We start from the raw sequence: 17,125 nt of genomic DNA on the forward strand, positions 1-17,125 counted from the left end.
TTAAACAACTCGGTTCTTCAGCAGCATCCAGAGGAAGTAGAGTCCTCCAGCGAAATTCACGACAACACTTAGCGTGGTATCAAACTTAAACAGGTTTTCTACCACCCATTGGCCGACCAACAAGGTGCAAATGGACATCAACGAACATCCCATTAGTAAAATGCGGTGCTCATAGACGCGGAACAGTTCTCGGGTCAGGTTGGTGACCAACAGGCCAAAGAACATGACAGGGCCAATCAATGCGGTCGACATGGCGATGAGGACAGCGGAGAGAATGAGCGCTTTACGTGTTGTTTTCTGCACATCAACACCCAGACTGATGGCGTTGTCCTTATCCAGCCAGAACACATCTAATGTCCGGTGCATGCGGTAAAGCAGGAAGCTGGCGACCAGCAAGAGTGGCAGGCACAAATACACCAACTCAATCTTGATGTTGTTAAAGCTTGCAAACATCTTGCTTTGCACCACCAGAAACTCGTTCGGGTCCATCAGCATGGTGAAAAACGAGGCGGTGCTTGAAAACACCTGCCCGAGGATCAGGCCAATTAAGAGCAACACAATCAGGTTGCGGCCTTCCTTGCCGAAGTAGAAGCCAAACAACAGCAGCGAGAACCCCACCATCACGGTCACGGCAATGGCGAAGTTAATATAGGTGTTGATCAGGAAAAAGCTGAAGCCACCAAACACAGCAACCAGCAGTGTCTGTGTCAACACATACAGGGAATCAAACCCCATGATGCTTGGTGTGAGAATGCGGTTGTGGGTGATGGTCTGGAATACCAACGACGACTGGGCAACCGCAATGCCGGCCAGCACCATTGCGAGCACTTTCGGGACACGACGAGACAGGAAATACCCATAGTTTGTGGCCGTGAGTCCAATGCAGATAAACAGAGCAGCAAAGACAAGGGCTGTCATAGCCATTGCCCACATTTTCTTAGCGTCAGACATTTTTTGGCCCTTTGGTGATAAGAATGATAAAGGCCAATCCACCCAAAATACTCACCAGCATGGAAACCGGAATTTCGTACGGGAAGATGATCAGACGGCTGACAATGTCGCAGGCAAGCACCAAAAGCGCGCCGACAATCGCCACGCGGGAAATGTTCTTGCGAAGGTTGTCGCCATAGAAAATGCTGACAAGGTTAGGCACAAGCAAACCTATAAAGGGTAAGGCGCCCACAATCATCACAACACTCGCTGACAGAATGGAAACCAGCATTACGCCAATCACTAACACCTGTCTGTAACTCAGTCCAAGACCAACCGCAAAATCACGTCCCATGCCGACAGCGGAAATCCGCGTGGCGTAGGCATAGGTGAAGGCTGCAATCGGCAGGGCGATATAGAGAAGCTCATAATCACCTTTCAAAATGCTGGCAAAGTTGGCGACTGTCCAGCTGCTTAGCATTTGCAAGGCATCATATTTGTACGCGAGGAACGTGGCGCATGAGCTGATAATACTGCCGTAGATAATGCCAATCAGCGGTACAAATACAGCATTCCGGAATTGTATGCGTTGGATTAGGGTAACAAACAGTAGGGTGCCGAAAATGGATACAGAAAAGATTAGCCAGAGTTGATTACCGTTGCCGAAAAACACAAGGCTGAGCATGTAGCCGAGCATGGCACACTCAATGGTGCCTGTAGTGGAAGGCGCAGCAAAGCGGTTTTGGCTAATTTGCTGCATCACCAAACCTGCAATGCTCAAGCCTGCACCGGCGAGCACGATGGATAGTAAACGGGGAAGGCGACTGGTGAAGAGAAGTTCGAGCGCTTGGCTGTCTCCTGCCAACAAAAGGGCAGGAGACAACTCGCTGACACCGACAAATAGGGATGCCAGACTCAGCAAGCCCAAAAGAAACAACAACTTTAACAAGGTATACCTCAGTTTCTTAGGGTCAACAGCCCCTAGGTCGCTTATAGATCAACGCTGTTTTTGATGTCTGAAATCATTTGTTCGGTCGCAGTGATGCCAGACATAGACAGGTACCAAGCGTTCAGATCCAGATAGGTCATCTTGTTGTTCTTGTAAGCTTGGGTTGCTTTGATGAGATCGTTATCAAACTGTTCGCGGGTTTCGCTTTCTGCAGGATTGATCAGGGTATCGCGATCAATCACCAACAGGGTCTTTGGATCAGATTTACGGATGAACTCAAACGAAATCATATCGCCGTGGTTGGAGGCTTTGATGCCTTTCACAGACTCATTAAAACCAAAGTCCGTATAAATTGCAGAGAAGCGGGAGTCTGCGCCGAAAGAAGACAGTTTCCCGCCTGCGCTCATGATAGTCAGCGCATCTACGCCGTTGGTTTGGTTGTAATCACTGATGGCTTTGAATTCTTTGTCCATGGCTGCGATTTTTTGTTCAACCAACTCTTCTTTGCCAAACACTTTACCCAAGTTTCGCCATTGCTCTTGAGTCGCGTCCCAATAGCCTCTCGAAGTATCTGCGGCAAATACAACGGTGGGCGCAATTTTTGATAGCTCGTCGAAGCTTGGTGAACTGCGTGGGCCGACAATGATGATGTCTGGGTTCTGGTTGTAGATTTCTTCGAAGTTTGGCTCGAACAGGCTACCGACGTTGGCATACTTATCGTCTTTGAACTTTTCCAGATATGTTGGAACCTGTGGCAATGTCTTTGAAACGGCGACAGGGTCGATACCCAGCGCATTCACTGCGTCTAGAGACCCGAGACCAATCACGACAACACGCTCAGGTACACCGCGAACCTCGGTTTTTCCCATGCGATGTTCTATAACGACTGAGTCTGCAGCCACGGCGGAGGTGGTGGCTAATGAGAGCAGTGCTATCTGGATGAAAGTTTTCATTTACTTCTCCTCTTCATAAATGAAAATGGTTATCAAAATCGTTCGCAATATACATTTGAGCTTCTACTTATTCAACTGGATATCGCTAAAAGGCATGTTATTGAGGATTCTGATAGGGAAAAGTTGCGATGGTGATGGGTATTTAGAAGTACGGTTATGCGTGTATGCCGGCCTTGGCATTAGCCTCGGTCAGCATGGTCTCAGTAAAATTTGTGACTTTTTAGGCCTGAGAAATACGCCTCAAAAGTGACAATCTTTACGTAAATAAGGTCTGGAACAATATTTTTGTGTAGTTAGTTCATCTACCAAGGAAAAGGTTTTGATAGGTTAAACCAGCGTTTAAAAAGCAATACCCAAGCCACCTGCAGTTGGCCTCAATATCTCTGAGTTTCAGGTTGTTTAGGTATAGTCATGGCTGTACAACAAAAATTCGAATAAGCCTATTAGAAGTAAGGATATACTCGAATGAAATGGCTGTTTGCCGCGTTTTGGAATTACGCGAAGTTTTCAGGCAGGGCTAGACGACGGGAGTTTTGGGGATTTTTCCTCATTCAAAATATAGTACTGGCTCTCTGCGTCGGGATTGATGTTGCTGAGGTTGGGGTGCATGAGTTCCAGATAACCGACTTTTACGCTGCTCCACTCTGGTTTGCTATTACCTTGATCCCATTAATTACTGTGACGGTTAGACGCCTTCACGACATCAATAAGTCAGGCTGGTGGTGGTTAGTCATCGTTGTACCCGTTGTAGGGCCACTGGTATTTCTCGTGTTTACTTTGTTACGTGGCACCAAAGGAAGCAACCGTTATGGTTGCGACCCTATCGGCATTTTTAGCAGCGGGATCTAATGGAATCCCTTCAGGAAAACTGGAGGGATTTTGTCATTAGTGCTTCAACCGCCTTGTTGGCAGCGTCTAGCGCGCCTTCCAGATACCCGCCATACGCGCGGGAGGCCTCTGTCCCAGCAAAGAAAATGTTTGGGTGATTTTCATCTTGTTGGGTAAACCCATACAATCCATGCATCACTGCCATGTCATCATTCGTTGCTGTATAAGGCTCTTGAAACCAATCAACGTACTGGACCGAAATCGGTTTTTCAGCTTCAGGTCCAAACAACCTGACGAGTTGCTGTTGAACGAGTTTTTTCAACGTTTCGTCGCCCGCCGTTTTTCTTGCTGCTCCGTTAATACCCATAAATCCCATGATGGCACCATAGGTGGCTTCGCCATTCATTTCTGGTGAGGCGTCGTGAATTTCCACCAGTGGCCCTACGTTGCTAGATGCCGACCCTGAAAAGCCGTTATCGCGCCAAAAAGGTTTATCATAAATAAACACTGCTTTGGCATGCGCAGCCATCCAAGTCTCCGTACCATCAAAAGTATTGCTCAGAGCTGGGCTCAATGGTGGGTTAATGCTCACCGTGCGTGTAATCAGTCTCAGTGGCATCGCAAAAATAATGTTTTGCGCCTGTACTGTTTTGGCCTCACCCCCTTGCTCATAACGCAGGGTGTAATCGCCATTGTCTAGCGAGATCTGACTTAGTTTGCTACCAGTGATGCGTTTGTCACTAGGGATTTTTTCTAATAGGCCATCAATCATCGCTTGCATGCCGCCTTCGAGGCGGTATGTATCCGGCATAATGTCATAGCCGACATTGATCGCTTGCGGCGGCGCGCCGCGGGCTTTTTCGACGAGATAATGCCCATCGCCGTGTTGCTTGTAGCTCGAAATCTCCAGCTCTTCAGCTAACGCAGAAATTTTGGGATTGATGTTAGGCCAAAACCACGATGGGCCTAGATCAACTCTGGCAGCTTGTGTATCTGGTGAGGCAGAAACAATACGCCCACCAAAACGATCCCGTGCTTCCAGCACTATGTAGTCCTGATGCTGCTGCTCGAGTAAGTAGGCCGCGTAAAGTCCGCTTAATCCGCCACCGATAATCACAGTTTGGGGATGTCTATTCATGATCTGCCTCCCTGATTAAAATGTTTCGCTATAAGGGCGAATATCTATTTCCTGCGTCCAAGCGCTAGCAGGTTGCTTGGTCAGGTTCAGATAGACACCTGCCGCATCGTTAGGCTCGATAGCGGTCTCGCGTCTAAGAGCAGGGAAGCGCTCACGACTTTTGGGAGACCACAAAATACCATCAATAACAACATGTGAAACATGAATGCGTTGTGCTTGGAATTCTCTGGCGAGGGATTGGGTCAGCCCTCGCAGTGCAAATTTTGCAGATGAAAATGCGCTGAAGTTCTTACTTCCGCGGATACCAGCTGTTGCTCCCGTGACCAGTAGCGTCCCACCGCCTTGTTTAATCATCATCGGAATAACCGCCTGAGCGATGTTGAAAAGGCTCATCACCGAGGTTCGCCAGGTTTCCTCAAAACGCGTCGCCGTTGTTGAGAAGAAGCGATCGATAGTCAACATGGCAGTATTGCAAATCACAACTTCCGGGGTGCCATAGAGTGCATCAATCTGTGCAAATGCACGGTTGATTTCATTTGCATCTGTTGTATCTGCGATGATCATGCCTTCTGAACGACTGATGGTGACAACTTGGAAACCATCGTTTTCGAAAGTGTGTTTAATCGCTTCACCCAGCCCCTCACCATAACCAGCGATCACTGCTAGCGGTTTTCCTTTTGATGTTGTCATTGCGTTCTCCATCAATACAGCTTTAATGTATTAGATGCTAACGTAATGCTGGCGTTGAGCGAGGCAGTATTGGTAAGTCAGTGGCGTAGTATTTCTTGTGTGAGTGAGAAAATAGGCATTTTATCGGTGAGAAGAAATACGAACGGCTTTTAGAATATCCCACAATCCTCTTTCGGTGATGAAATTCACCACTTTTGATTGATTGGGGGATAACTGAGTTTATATGTCTTTCAGACTATGTTGTGAAAGCTTGTTTATCCTCCAACATTAGGAAACGTTGATTCGCTTAAAGTCTGTTGCTGGTAGATGTCTAAAATTTTGGTAAGACCTGGTTTATTTGTATTTTGAGCAAGCTCCTCTAATTTTGATATCATTTGAGGCCTTTGCTTTTCATTTGCAAGCAGAATAGTTGCCAATGCTGACTGCTTATTGTCCGACTCTTCTTTGACCAGACGGTTGTAAAACTGGCCTTGCTCAATAAACGTCATTTCATTTGTGCTGAAAAAACGAGAGGCTGTTGTCAGAACGACCGTTTTTTCCTCGTTCAGAAGATGCTCAACTGCATCAGCTCTTCCATCAGGACGATAAAGCGCACCCTCTACGGCGGCATTGCGCTCAAAAGGATGATCTGAATTCATCGACTTAATGAATGTGGGCGTGAAAACATCATCATCAATATTGGCGGCGGATTTGAGTGCTATAAGCCGCTCTCTATTCGACGAGGTATTGCTTTGTAATACCGCCGAAACCATATCAATACCACTTTGACGCAAAGTCGTTTGCTTATTTGCGAGATTGCCAATGTTGAACATAGCAGTCTCGCTAAGCATTGGAGAATCATTTCGTTTGATGACTTCTTTGAATGCTTCCATCGCGATATCTGTCGCTCCCTCGAGATGTGCTAGGTTAACCATACCCGCAGCTCTGTATCTGTATGGAACATCTGGATCGTTGATGATATTCCCAAGGTATTGCTCAGACTCGGGTTGGTTAGCATCTTGTATTGCCATTAATATGGCTTGTCGTTCCAATGGAGAAAGTGCTTCATCACTTAACATTGACTTTATTTCTGACAATGTTTTGAAGTTAAGAAGGTACTGACCTACACGGACAGACTCTGTATAGGAAAGTGAGTTTGATAACCCATTGAGCGCCTCGTAGTATTGCTCATCGTTAGAAATATCGTCTTTGGTGGCATAGGATTCTAAATCTGAATTGAATCGTGCGTTAGCATTAAATGTAAACAGCTCATTTTTAAATTCGACATGTCCAGGGTCGAATCTTTGGTAGTTGCCTACGATGGTCATGCCAATCTTTATTTTATTATTTTCCGCGATAGAAGATGAATTATGCGACATGTCTAGAGAAACGTCCCCATGCATGGACAAATTCACGTTAGCTTCTGTTAGAAGGCCATCGTCACCTATTTGACCCGACCATGAGTCTTTGATGTCGTCTACAATCGAACCCAATTCGAATTGATCGGTGTATAGGATATCTAGTAATCGTCGTGTGACTGTGTTTGATGCTCCATCAATTTGATATTGATAAACAGCTGAACGTGATGCCTCTTTGATGGTTACTGGCTCATCGTTTGGACTATAAGAGAGGTTTGATATATAAAAGGCCGCAGAACCTAAGGGGTGTTCTCTTGACAGCCCAAGCATATCTATGGATGTGTAAAGTTGTGGAGCTTTGTATGCGTATAGAAACCCTATTTCATTTTCGTCACTGGGTGAGGCTGCCTTGTCGGGAGTGGTGACCCTAAAGTTCCTTAATATCCCCCGCCTTTTGCGCTTTCCAATGTCTTGGTTTTCGAAAACAACTTCAAAGGAGAGCATTGCCTCAGTAGGTGGTGAGTCACTTTCCTTACCAAAATCGAGCTTCGCTGTGTTTTTTAAATTAACGACATATCCAATAAAATTTGGGGTTGAATTTTTTTTAAGGGGAGTAGGTTGCTGCGTACTCTTCGAGTTTTCATTAGATGACGATAAAAATTTGTCATTCATTTTGACTTCTGAATTTTCAGATATGTCAGTTGATTCTTGGTTTTTTTTGCCTTCCGAACTTAAGTAGGTGAAGCTCATGGCGATAAGAAATAGAACGATAACTGGGAGAATAAATTTTATTTTCATGTTCATACCTCAATAAAGGCGCCGAATAAACGGCACCTTATCGTATATCAGACCTTATATTATGCTTCGAACACTACCCAGTCTTGAAATACGGGGATCATTATTATCTATAACAATTTTTCCTTTGATATATTCATCTAACCAAACTCTTTCTCCAAGTGTATAACCACTCCAGCTCATTAAAGTCGCGGCGTACAATGTGATAGTCCAAGGTGGGAAGCCCGCCTTAACTGCACCTATTATGTTGCCACCAAATGCCTTAGTCGATGCTTTCCCTTTGGCATGAACGTAAAACTTCCAGTTTTTAGGATTATTATCTCTGGTTAGACCACCCTCAATCCGCAATGGTATTGATGCTGAAATAGTGTTAACTGTGCCCGTTAAGTTAGCGGTCACTCCCACGCCAACTGCCACACCAACTGAAAAATTTTGCCATCCGTTGAATGAGACGGTGTTGTAAACATACTCTGGAGTGCGCCATCTGTTATTGATATAAATAGGATGAGGAACGGAGTTAAACCAACCAGTATAACCGCCACCCATTGCGTATTTAATATTAGCGCCTACACCAGCATTAAAAGTGAATTTGATGGGAAGTGCATATTGCATCAATTCAATTGCATCGAAGAAGGGGTTTGAAAGAGAGGCACCTAATGCAACGTTGAACCCATAGCCGTTATGAACAGGGTCACACTCTGTAGCCAAGGTTAAGCTAATTGACGTTGAAGGGGAAGAACCCCCACCAACAGAAATGGCAGCTGAGTGTCCTGCCCAGCCGCCATTCCATACTCCATCTAGACCGCCTGGAAGATCAAGAAATGCTTTACAGTAATTTTTACCGTCAGTACTTTCGTTTCCCATAAGCGCTTGTATTAAATCACCCTTTGCGTCGGAATCGGTGGGGGTAATATCGCTTTCTAGATAGAGATCAAAGGCGCGGTGACGATTACCTTTAAGCCAAGTGCCGTCTTGAGTTGAAATGCGTTGACTTAGCGAGGCGCTTTTGTCGGATCTTGAAGCAATATCAGATGCTGCCCAGATACGCTCCCTAGGACTAAGGTCGCCTACACCAATTAGGTGTGGATTTTGAGCCCAAAGAGGATCACCAATATCGTTCCAAGTAATACTATGGCTGCCCGAATAGGAGAGAGTTGAAAAGCAGGCGAGTAAAGCTCCTGCAAAAATCTTCCCTGATTTAAGTCTTTTAAAAGATGGTGAGTACATTGTTTGTTCGCTCCATTTACAATCTACATGTTTAAAAAGATAAAAAATATATAGTTCCACTAACAGTGATAATGAATATTTGGCGTTCTAATTATTATCTCTCTTTTTAAGCCTACCGCTCTTTAAACCTACTCCATGATTTGCTATTGAAAGTGCGGTCTCTAATATAAACCGGATGTGGTGTTATATTTAGAAGCTAACCTGTTCATTGGATTTCTAGTGTAGTAACCAAAACTTTCCCCACAATAAAGAAAAACTATGCCGAAATAGACTCTCACACAAAAGTGGTACTTTTAATTAAAAATAAACTCATTAGCATTTATTAATAAGGTATCGCTAATCTATTTATCTCTAAAATTAAATGACTTTAACCTTTTCCATATTTATTTGTTTGTTAAGTGTATGTTTTATCGGGTGTAAGATTATCTTTTGATATTAGACAATATAAATAGTAGGGCTATTTCTCTGATGTGAAGCTATCTTCTGAGGTTAACAATTATGAATGGTATGGTTACTTCCCTAGTGTGGAACGTTTACTCTGAGTGTGATCTATATAGTTAAAAAAAATAAGAATGGTTAAAGTACCAGCTCTTAGTATTAAGATAGTATGATTTTTGTTTTTTTGTGACTTTTTGGATTTAAAGGTATGTGGTTCGGTGAGTGAAATTAATAGGTTATCAATGCGTTTAATTCGAGGAATAGTCATCATTGATTGAACGGATTTTAGGCTGCCTTGATCGAGAGAAATCCAGACATTGGAAATAGCCTAGTTTTTAATAAGAAGCGCTGAGTCTGACGAACTGATACCTATAAGAACTTACACCATAGACAAAAAAGCTCTTAAGTGCGTTGTTGAATGAAGCCGCTACGCGGCAGAATGCCCTCTTACCGCCTACGTTTCTCCCAACCCTGCCCATCGGCAGCAAACAGGAGAAACACCATGAACCCGCAACAACAACGGCACTTCGATGCCCTTTACCAACAGCACCTCAACAATTTAACCCTTCAAGGCAAGCGACCCGCCACCATTGACGCCTATGCCCGCGCTGTCCGGCGCATTGCCGCATTCTTCGATTCTCCCCCCGACAACCTCTCTCAGCAACAGCTCAAAACCTACTTCGTGCGCCTTATCGCATCCCACTCCTGGAGCACCGTGAAGCTCGACCGTAATGGCCTGCAGTTCTTCTACCGCTATACCCTCAATAAGCAGTGGGAATGGCTCGATATCGTCAAACCCCCTCAGGTCAAACGCCTGCCGGATATCTTAACCCCCAACGAAGTCGGCTTACTTATCACCTTCACCCGACAAACCCGCTACCAACGCTTCTTCTATACCCTTTATTGTCTCGGGTTGCGCCTGGGCGAAGGGCTGCAACTCGCTGTCGGGGATATCGACAGTGCCCACCATCAAGTGCATATCCGCAATGCCAAGGGCGGCAAAGACCGCTTGGTGCCGCTGCCCGACACTACCCTCACGGTGTTGCGCCAATACTGGTGCACCCATCGCCATCCGACCTTGCTTTTTCCCGGGCTCGGCAATGAGGGGCCGATGGACCGCGGCGGCGTGCAAAAAGCCATGAAGCAGGTCTGTCGTGATGTCGGTATTCATAAGGCCATCAGCCCCCATTCCCTGCGCCATTGTTATGCCACCCATCTGCTCGAACAAGGCTTGGATTTACGCTCCCTGCAACGCCTGCTCGGTCACGCCAGTCTCACCACCACGGCTCGCTACACCCAACTCACGGACGTGAAGCACGCCCAGCTTCATCAGGCAGTAAATCAACTCGCCTCTGGCCTCACCATTATGTGGGAGGCACCATGAGTGCCTTTATCCAACTGCTGCAACAGCAGGCAGGAATCCTTGAAACTCGACACCTTACCCCAGATATCGGGCGGGCTATCTTTGCCATGACCCGATGCCGAACCGGCGCGTTGGGGACTGCGCAATGGGCATGTCAGGGCTGTCAGTATGATGAGCGAACACTGCTCTCGTGCGGACACCGCCACTGCCCCCAGTGCCAACACCCTCACACGGTGCAATGGCTCCAACGACAGGCGCTTAAGCTGTTGCCGACCTCGTATTTTATGGTGACCTTCACCCTGCCTGCGCCATTGCTTCACTTAGCCCGTACGCAGGCGAAGCCCTTGTATGCGTTGATGTTCTCTGTCGCGGCGTCCGTACTCAAGGATTTTGCACAGCGTAAACATGGCGGCGACAGTGGCTTTACCCTGGTGCTCCACACCCACAACCGACGACGGGATATGCACCCGCACCTGCATGCTATTGTGCCTGCGGGGTTTTATCACCCCTCGCGCCGCCAGTGGCATAAGGGCAATAAACAGTTCCTTTACCCTCACGCGCCACTGGCATCGGTCTGGCGCGCCCGGCTGTTGGCCGCCATCAACGCCCATCCCACCTTGACCTTGCCACCCTCGTTGCCCGCGCAATGGGTCGTGGACTGTCGCGCCGTAGGACAGGGATTACCCGCCATCAAGTACCTCTCTCGGTATCTGTATCGGGGGGTGTTACCAGACAAAGATATTATCGACATCAGCGATGATCAGGTGACCTTCCGCTACACCGACAGCCACACAAAACAGTCGATGACGCGCTCTTTGCCAACCCCGTACTTTTTGATGTTGATACTGCAGCATGTGTTACCCAAAGGGCTGCAACGGGTACGTGATTATGGCTTGCTGCATGGCAGTGCCAAACAAAAACGGCACGCGATCCAGCTGATGCTGCTTCACATGGCGCACCGGACATTACCGATTGACGTCCCCGTCAACGTGCACACAACGCGATGTTGCCCTACGTGCGGCGAGCGGCGTCTGGTCTGTGTGGGCGTGGCACGACCGAGATAGCCGAAAGGCGAACAGAATAAGGAAAATGGCGACCATTTAGACAAAGGAGAAAACACATATAAAGAGATACACAGTCACGTAACCCCTTGAAGTTATGCGATACCCGATAACTTCCCGGCGGCGCTCGCCTGTCAATCAGTGACCGGCGGGCATCCTCTCTGTACTCATCCGAGCAATTTACTTAATAAAGGACGGGCTTGTCCAACACCCAAATAAAGTGTCGGCTACGCGACACTTATTCTTATTTGTTAGAGAGTATCTTTGCCTAAACCGCTGTACCGTTACCTCTTAGATTTGGTTGCTACCATGCGCGACATGCACTTCATCTGTTCTATCCCCAAAAAATCTAAAAATGCGTGTATTTAGAGTTCATCAATGCATCCAATTCGAGTCAAATTTCACGAGGAATAGTCACTCTATTTCCGTGGGATTTAACAAAGAACTGGGCACATGAATGCCTCCCCTTGAGCGAGTCGACTGACGCCGTGCTATTTGTTGTTCCTTTTTGATGGAGGTGAACACCTGCACAGGAAAGCCGCGATCACAACGTCAGTCAATCTCGCTTAATCCGATATCTCCAGGTCGTTTGGGTACAATCATAGTGTTGTTTTCCTCAGACCTTTTGATGATCTTTGTCATTTCGATGTCCGACAGTGATGGGGGTGCTTTCATAATTTATGTTTCAAAAAACTGTCGGTGTTAAGGCTTGCTTTGTGCAACAGACAAACAAAATTTGATGACGAGTGAAGGGGGGGGGAGTGAAAGAATAATATCTCTAATGTGAGACGGCTCTTGGTGGCGATGAATTGAATTTTAAATTAGGACTATAAAAGGACTAGTTTTTTGAATGAGTAGATTTGTACTTTTGTACGGCAAAGAGTGTCATCAATATTATCTACCATAAATATAATGTGGTTATATTTTTGATTTAAAAGGATTTAATTTGTTTTTCTTTATGGGGAAAGACAAAAGTAGTGGTCGAATAAGCTATTTTAGCTAAAGCTTGTATATGTATTTTTGTCAATTTTTATTAATTAAGTGTGAAAAATATAAGATTGTGTTTCGTTAAAATGGCTTTATAGTCTGCATTTAGCTCATATCAGGATGCCGAGTGTAACTGCTGCATATGTTCGAATTTTAGTAATATATTCTTCATTATCATGTATCACCGATATTATAATTTGTTTTTGGTGTTAAGCATGTTTTTTACAATGGTAAGCGTATTGTAACCGAGACTTTTTCGTGAATGAAATGTTGAAAAGTGTGAATAAATATATCCTTGTGGAAAGAAAGAAAGATAGTGCCAGTGCTTTTTCTTCATCTTTGATTTGAGTTGTGGATAAGTGATTTGCAGTGATGCTTTTAAAAAGCAAGTTATTTGTTACTAAACTGTATGTATATCGTGTTCGAAAAAATAGTATTTCCTGGTTGAGACTCTTGATGTAGAGGGATGGAGTGCGTTTTTGTGTTAAATTATTGAGAAGCGGAATGCTGTGGGAACAATTGAGGTTTAGATGATGGATACATCGAAAAAGAGGTTTTTTAAAGGAAAAGTCAATAGAATTGCATATCTTAATGGTATAAGAGCGTTTGAAGCTGCCGCGAGACATCAAAGCTTTGCGGGTGCTGCACAGGAATTGAATGTGACACCTGCGGCAGTTGGCCAGCAAGTCAGGCAACTTGAAGACTGGCTTGATATTAGATTGTTTAACCGTGCAACGTCGGGTTCAACAAGGCTGACACTGACAGAAGAAGCAGTACGTGCGTTTCCTGATATTCACCGCGGGTTTGATTTGATTACACGTGGTCTAAGTAATCTCTTTGACGAGCCAGAAGAAAATACCATCACGATTTCGGCGAGTCCTTCCATTGCCTCGAAATGGTTGCTCGCCCGCATCAATGCGTTTCAGTTAGACAATGAAGATTGCGACATTCAGGTGGAAACTGATGTGGCTCTGGTTGACTACTCAGAGAGGGGAATTGATATCGGTGTTAGATACGGCTTAGGACAATGGGAGGGATTATGCGCCCAGCACTTAATGTTTGAAGATATCTTTCCGGTATGCTCGCCAGAATTTGCCAAAAAGTATGGATTGGAACGGTCACCACCAGAGGGACTGGAAGGGATCCCACTTTTACATGATTATTCAGTGCCTGCAAACAGTGGATACCCTTCTTGGCAGGAGTGGTCAGACAATGTTAGAGCGCCACTACCGGCGAAATTGCACGGCCTCAAAATCAATGACTTCTCCAGTGTTATGGAGTTAGCTCGGCGTGGAAATGGCCTTGCTTTAGGGCGTAGCAGGCTGATTGAAGATGAATTGGAGTCAGGCGAGTTGATTATCCCTTTTAACCGTGACTCATACCAGTTTCGTTCTCGTTTTTGCTATTATCTGGTATGGAAAAATGAAGAGGGCGATAGCGATCGAAAATCTAGGCCCTTCAGAGACTGGTTAATGTCCACTGTGAGTGATACGTGAACAAAAAAAGGACCGTTTAAACGGTCCTTTTTTGTGGTTACGTCTCTGGTAGCTTAAACGTCAGGTTAAACGGTACCGAAACATTCAATAGTTTTGGTTCCTTTAGCGACTCATCCCTTTTGCTTCTTGCAAAAACATACTCTCCCATGGAGGTATTTTGATTGAGCATTATATTCCTGCGTTTTTGCCAGTCCATCTTCACGCACATTGTAGGTGATGATCCAAGGGGTGGATAATCATGGCAGAGGTAAACGTTAGTTCCACTTGGCAGCTCATAAAGCTTTCGAATGGAGTTGTACAAATCCTCTGCGCTACCTCCCGGGAAATCCACTCTTGATGTCCCTTTGTCCGGCGCGAAAAGCGTGTCACCGACAAACACGTTGTCGTCGATTTTGTAGGTGACGCAAGCTGGCGTGTGACCCGGCGTTTCAATCACTTCGATAACTGTGGAACCAAAGTGAATTTTTGAGTTTTCATTGACCAGAAAATCAAAGTTTGCCAAGTTTTCCAAGCCGAACTTGCTTTTCCATTGAGCAAAAACTTCCTTTATGCGGTGGCTAATGACGGTTTTTGCTCCGGTGACCTTCTTCACATATTGCGATGCCGAAAGATGATCAGCATGAATATGTGTATCTAGCACGTAACGCAGTTCCAGACCTTTTCTCTTGATGTATTCAAGTATAGTGTCGATATGTGAGTGAGAGATATCGCCATTGTCATAGTCAAGAACCGGGTCAATGATCAGGGCTAGGCCACTGTCAGAGACCACATACGTCAGAGAGCCGGTCTCAGCATGAAAGAATGGTTGTACATTCATGATGCACCTCCGTCAATTTGCAGAAAAACAAGCCCGCTCTGACATGGCTTGTCGCCATCCGATCAGGTTGGTTAGCTCTGCAGGGATGTCTATGCCTGCAAATTCCGCGAATGCCAGACCGTAAAACAGTGTGATATCAGCCATTGAGAAGGCATCCGCAGCTACGTATAGACGATCCGCCAGATGTTGATTGAAGTAAGACAAACCCGCCAGTGCACGTTGCTTCTGATGGTTGCCCCACTCACCGCACTGATAAGTTTCGAGCGCAGGGCCCAGTCCCGCTGTAGCATGGTGGAAGTAGGTACCAACAGCATCCATTACCATGGATTCGGCTCGGCGTTGCATCATATGAATCATGCCACGCTCAAGTGGGGTAGAACCTGTGAGTGCTGGCCCATCAAACAGAGCATCAATGTATTCGGTAATAGCGGTAGACTCAGAAAGATGTTCGCCTTCCAGCGTACGTAGTACCGGTACAGTTCCCAATGGGTTTATGGCGTAAAACGCTTCGGTTCGATGCTCAAGGTTCATGACATCAACCTCGATAAACTCGACCTGATTCAAAGCGCCTTTTTCAGCCAATGCTGCGCGGATACGAGCAGGGTTAGGGAAACCAGTAGTTTCATATAATGCGATTTTGTTTTCCGAAGACATGACTTTTCCTTATCCGGTTTTTCCGGCTGTTGTTTTTTATGAATATGTTGAGCAGATGGATTAAACGCGTACTTCGCCTGCACCGATTTTTCTGTAAATCACTGCTCCGCTATCGGTAGCGACCGTGATAGGCGTGTTCGCTGGGAAACGCATCCAAGAGTGGTGCTCATACTGAGTACCATTGATGGTTGCACTGCCAGAGAGAACGAAGTACTCAACGACATTGCTGAATGTTTCTTCAGCGGATTGATAACCTGCTTTTAGCTGATTTAAGGATGTTTCTTCGAGGTCTGAACTCCAGAGTGGCAGTGTTTTATGGAACTCGGACACTGATGTCCAATCAGCTTCATTGGTATTGAGATAGAAGTAATCTGATTCGGATGAAGGCACTTGAGAAAGCTTCACGAAGATCTCACAACCTTCTTTTGTAAAAGGAGCGTGAGTTGAGCCAACCGGATTACGCACGTACCAGCCTTTAGTAAAGTCACCATTTTGGTCAGAGAAAGTGCCTTCCAATACAATGTACTCTTCACCGCCTGGGTGGCTGTGTGGCTTGAATGAGCTTCCCGGTGCATAGCGAACACAAGACGTTGCGCGACGGGCTATTTCATCACCGCGGCGTTCAAACATCATGCGTTTTACTCCGACCATTGGGGTGTCTGAAAAAGGTAGTGAACCACCTTTGATTGAGATTGGGGCAGAAAGGTCTACATTCCATTCGATGTATTCCTGACTGGCTGTTTTGGTATCCGTTGACATGCTGTCACTCCTTGTCCGTGATTTTTATTCAGTCTAAGGAGGGGTTGCTAAAGAGACGAGGCACAAAAATTTGTAGGGTGGGAAAGTTTTGTTTGTTCAGTGGAGCCAAAAGCAATATATGACTATGAAAATAAGAGATAATTTAGTGAGGAATTGAGCAGTAAGATAAGGAATAGATGATAAATAAACCCGCCAATTGGCTAACACCGATCAGTTAAGGCATTGATCAGTTGAACGATCCTACAGATGGTTAACAATACCCTCAGTACACTAATTGCTGAGGGTATTTTTTATGTTGGCTCACTGGCTGATTGATGTCGATACGTTTGCTGCACCCGAATCAATGGCCCTCTTCCAAAAAGAACTCCCGCTCGAATGGATAGAGCAAGCCCTTGATTCGACCAACAAAGCCAGTATGAGACGGCGTAAGTTACCCGCCGAACTTGTCGTTTGGTTGATTGTCGGTATTGGCTTGTATCGGGATAAACCCATCACGGAAGTTTTAGATAAATTAGACCTCAAGCTTTCCAACCACTTAGGGGATTCTGTTGCACCAAGTGCTATCCCTCAAGCGAGAAAGCGCCTCACCGCCCAACCTTTGGAAGCGCTTTTTAAACTGACAGCAGCCCATTGGACCCAGCAGGAAGATAGCGATGACAAATGGTTTGGCCTAAGTTTACTTTCAGTCGACGGCACTCAGTTC

15 protein-coding genes are annotated in these 17,125 nt (G+C 45.8%); 5 read left to right on the forward strand and 10 right to left on the reverse strand.

The genetic code is table 11. The features are described from left to right. The 3 genes from GMA8713_RS08095 to GMA8713_RS08105 are packed head-to-tail and all read right to left on the reverse strand — an operon-like array spanning window position 1 to window position 2,832. Window positions 1-951, reverse strand: coding sequence for an iron chelate uptake ABC transporter family permease subunit (locus GMA8713_RS08095; protein WP_062707686.1), 951 nt, complete (start codon window positions 949-951; stop codon window positions 1-3). After that, the gene (locus tag GMA8713_RS08100) at window positions 944-1,879 is read right to left on the reverse strand and encodes an ABC transporter permease (RefSeq protein ID WP_062707689.1); all 936 of its coding nucleotides are present in this window, start codon (window positions 1,877-1,879) and stop codon (window positions 944-946) included. The genes GMA8713_RS08095 and GMA8713_RS08100 overlap by 8 nt, the downstream gene beginning before the upstream one ends. A gap of 41 nt (window positions 1,880-1,920) precedes the next feature. Beyond that, window positions 1,921-2,832: a siderophore ABC transporter substrate-binding protein gene (locus tag GMA8713_RS08105; RefSeq protein WP_062707692.1), complete on the reverse strand. Its 912-nt coding sequence runs from the start codon at window positions 2,830-2,832 to the stop codon at window positions 1,921-1,923. Between the two features lie 465 nt (window positions 2,833-3,297). Here GMA8713_RS08105 and GMA8713_RS08110 point away from each other — a divergent pair, with 465 nt between their 5' ends. Further along, window positions 3,298-3,681 carry a DUF805 domain-containing protein gene (locus GMA8713_RS08110; RefSeq protein ID WP_062707695.1) on the forward strand — a complete coding sequence of 128 codons (384 nt, stop codon included), beginning with the start codon at window positions 3,298-3,300 and terminating at the stop codon, window positions 3,679-3,681. 10 nt (window positions 3,682-3,691) lie between these two features. On the opposite strand, the gene GMA8713_RS08115 is transcribed toward GMA8713_RS08110, so the two are convergent. From GMA8713_RS08115 to GMA8713_RS08130, 4 genes are all read right to left on the reverse strand, one after another. Next, the gene (locus GMA8713_RS08115; RefSeq protein ID WP_062707698.1) at window positions 3,692-4,798 is read right to left on the reverse strand and encodes a flavin monoamine oxidase family protein; all 1,107 of its coding nucleotides are present in this window, start codon (window positions 4,796-4,798) and stop codon (window positions 3,692-3,694) included. Window positions 4,799-4,813: 15 nt separating this feature from the next. Continuing rightward, a complete protein-coding gene (locus GMA8713_RS08120) occupies window positions 4,814-5,488 on the reverse strand; it encodes an SDR family NAD(P)-dependent oxidoreductase (protein ID WP_062707711.1) in 675 nt (224 codons plus the stop codon). Window positions 5,489-5,742: 254 nt separating this feature from the next. Beyond that, window positions 5,743-7,623, reverse strand: a complete 1,881-nt coding sequence (locus tag GMA8713_RS08125; RefSeq protein WP_062707714.1) for a hypothetical protein — start codon at window positions 7,621-7,623, stop codon at window positions 5,743-5,745. A gap of 54 nt (window positions 7,624-7,677) precedes the next feature. Beyond that, window positions 7,678-8,847: a hypothetical protein gene (locus tag GMA8713_RS08130; RefSeq protein ID WP_062707717.1), complete on the reverse strand. Its 1,170-nt coding sequence runs from the start codon at window positions 8,845-8,847 to the stop codon at window positions 7,678-7,680. A gap of 940 nt (window positions 8,848-9,787) precedes the next feature. Here GMA8713_RS08130 and GMA8713_RS08135 point away from each other — a divergent pair. From GMA8713_RS08135 to GMA8713_RS08145, 3 genes are all read left to right on the forward strand, one after another. Continuing rightward, on the forward strand, window positions 9,788-10,669 hold the full coding sequence (locus tag GMA8713_RS08135; RefSeq protein ID WP_062707720.1) for a tyrosine-type recombinase/integrase: 882 nt from the start codon (window positions 9,788-9,790) through the stop codon (window positions 10,667-10,669). Beyond that, on the forward strand, window positions 10,666-11,712 hold the full coding sequence (locus GMA8713_RS08140; protein ID WP_062707723.1) for an IS91 family transposase: 1,047 nt from the start codon (window positions 10,666-10,668) through the stop codon (window positions 11,710-11,712). The genes GMA8713_RS08135 and GMA8713_RS08140 overlap by 4 nt, the downstream gene beginning before the upstream one ends. Window positions 11,713-13,226: 1,514 nt before the next feature. Beyond that, the gene (locus GMA8713_RS08145; RefSeq protein WP_062707726.1) at window positions 13,227-14,192 is read left to right on the forward strand and encodes a LysR substrate-binding domain-containing protein; all 966 of its coding nucleotides are present in this window, start codon (window positions 13,227-13,229) and stop codon (window positions 14,190-14,192) included. A gap of 37 nt (window positions 14,193-14,229) precedes the next feature. Here the strand turns inward: GMA8713_RS08145 and GMA8713_RS08150 are convergent, their stop codons facing one another. Genes GMA8713_RS08150 through GMA8713_RS08160 form a run of 3 tightly spaced genes read right to left on the reverse strand, consistent with a single transcriptional unit; the run spans window position 14,230 to window position 16,422 of the window. Then, a complete protein-coding gene (locus GMA8713_RS08150; protein WP_062707729.1) occupies window positions 14,230-15,009 on the reverse strand; it encodes an MBL fold metallo-hydrolase in 780 nt (259 codons plus the stop codon). A 12-nt stretch (window positions 15,010-15,021) separates the two neighbouring features. Beyond that, window positions 15,022-15,663 (reverse strand): glutathione S-transferase family protein, encoded by a 642-nt coding sequence (locus GMA8713_RS08155; protein ID WP_062707732.1) that lies wholly within the window; start codon window positions 15,661-15,663, stop codon window positions 15,022-15,024. Window positions 15,664-15,723: 60 nt separating this feature from the next. Next, window positions 15,724-16,422: a cupin domain-containing protein gene (locus GMA8713_RS08160; protein WP_062707737.1), complete on the reverse strand. Its 699-nt coding sequence runs from the start codon at window positions 16,420-16,422 to the stop codon at window positions 15,724-15,726. A 292-nt stretch (window positions 16,423-16,714) separates the two neighbouring features. Between GMA8713_RS08160 and GMA8713_RS08165 the strand changes: the two genes are divergently transcribed. Further along, on the forward strand, window positions 16,715-17,125 hold a 411-nt coding region (locus GMA8713_RS08165; RefSeq protein ID WP_198159441.1), incomplete at its 3' end, for a transposase domain-containing protein.

The sequence above is a fragment of the Grimontia marina genome (assembly GCF_900060185.1).
In the GTDB taxonomy this organism is placed as follows: domain Bacteria; phylum Pseudomonadota; class Gammaproteobacteria; order Enterobacterales; family Vibrionaceae; genus Enterovibrio; species Enterovibrio marinus.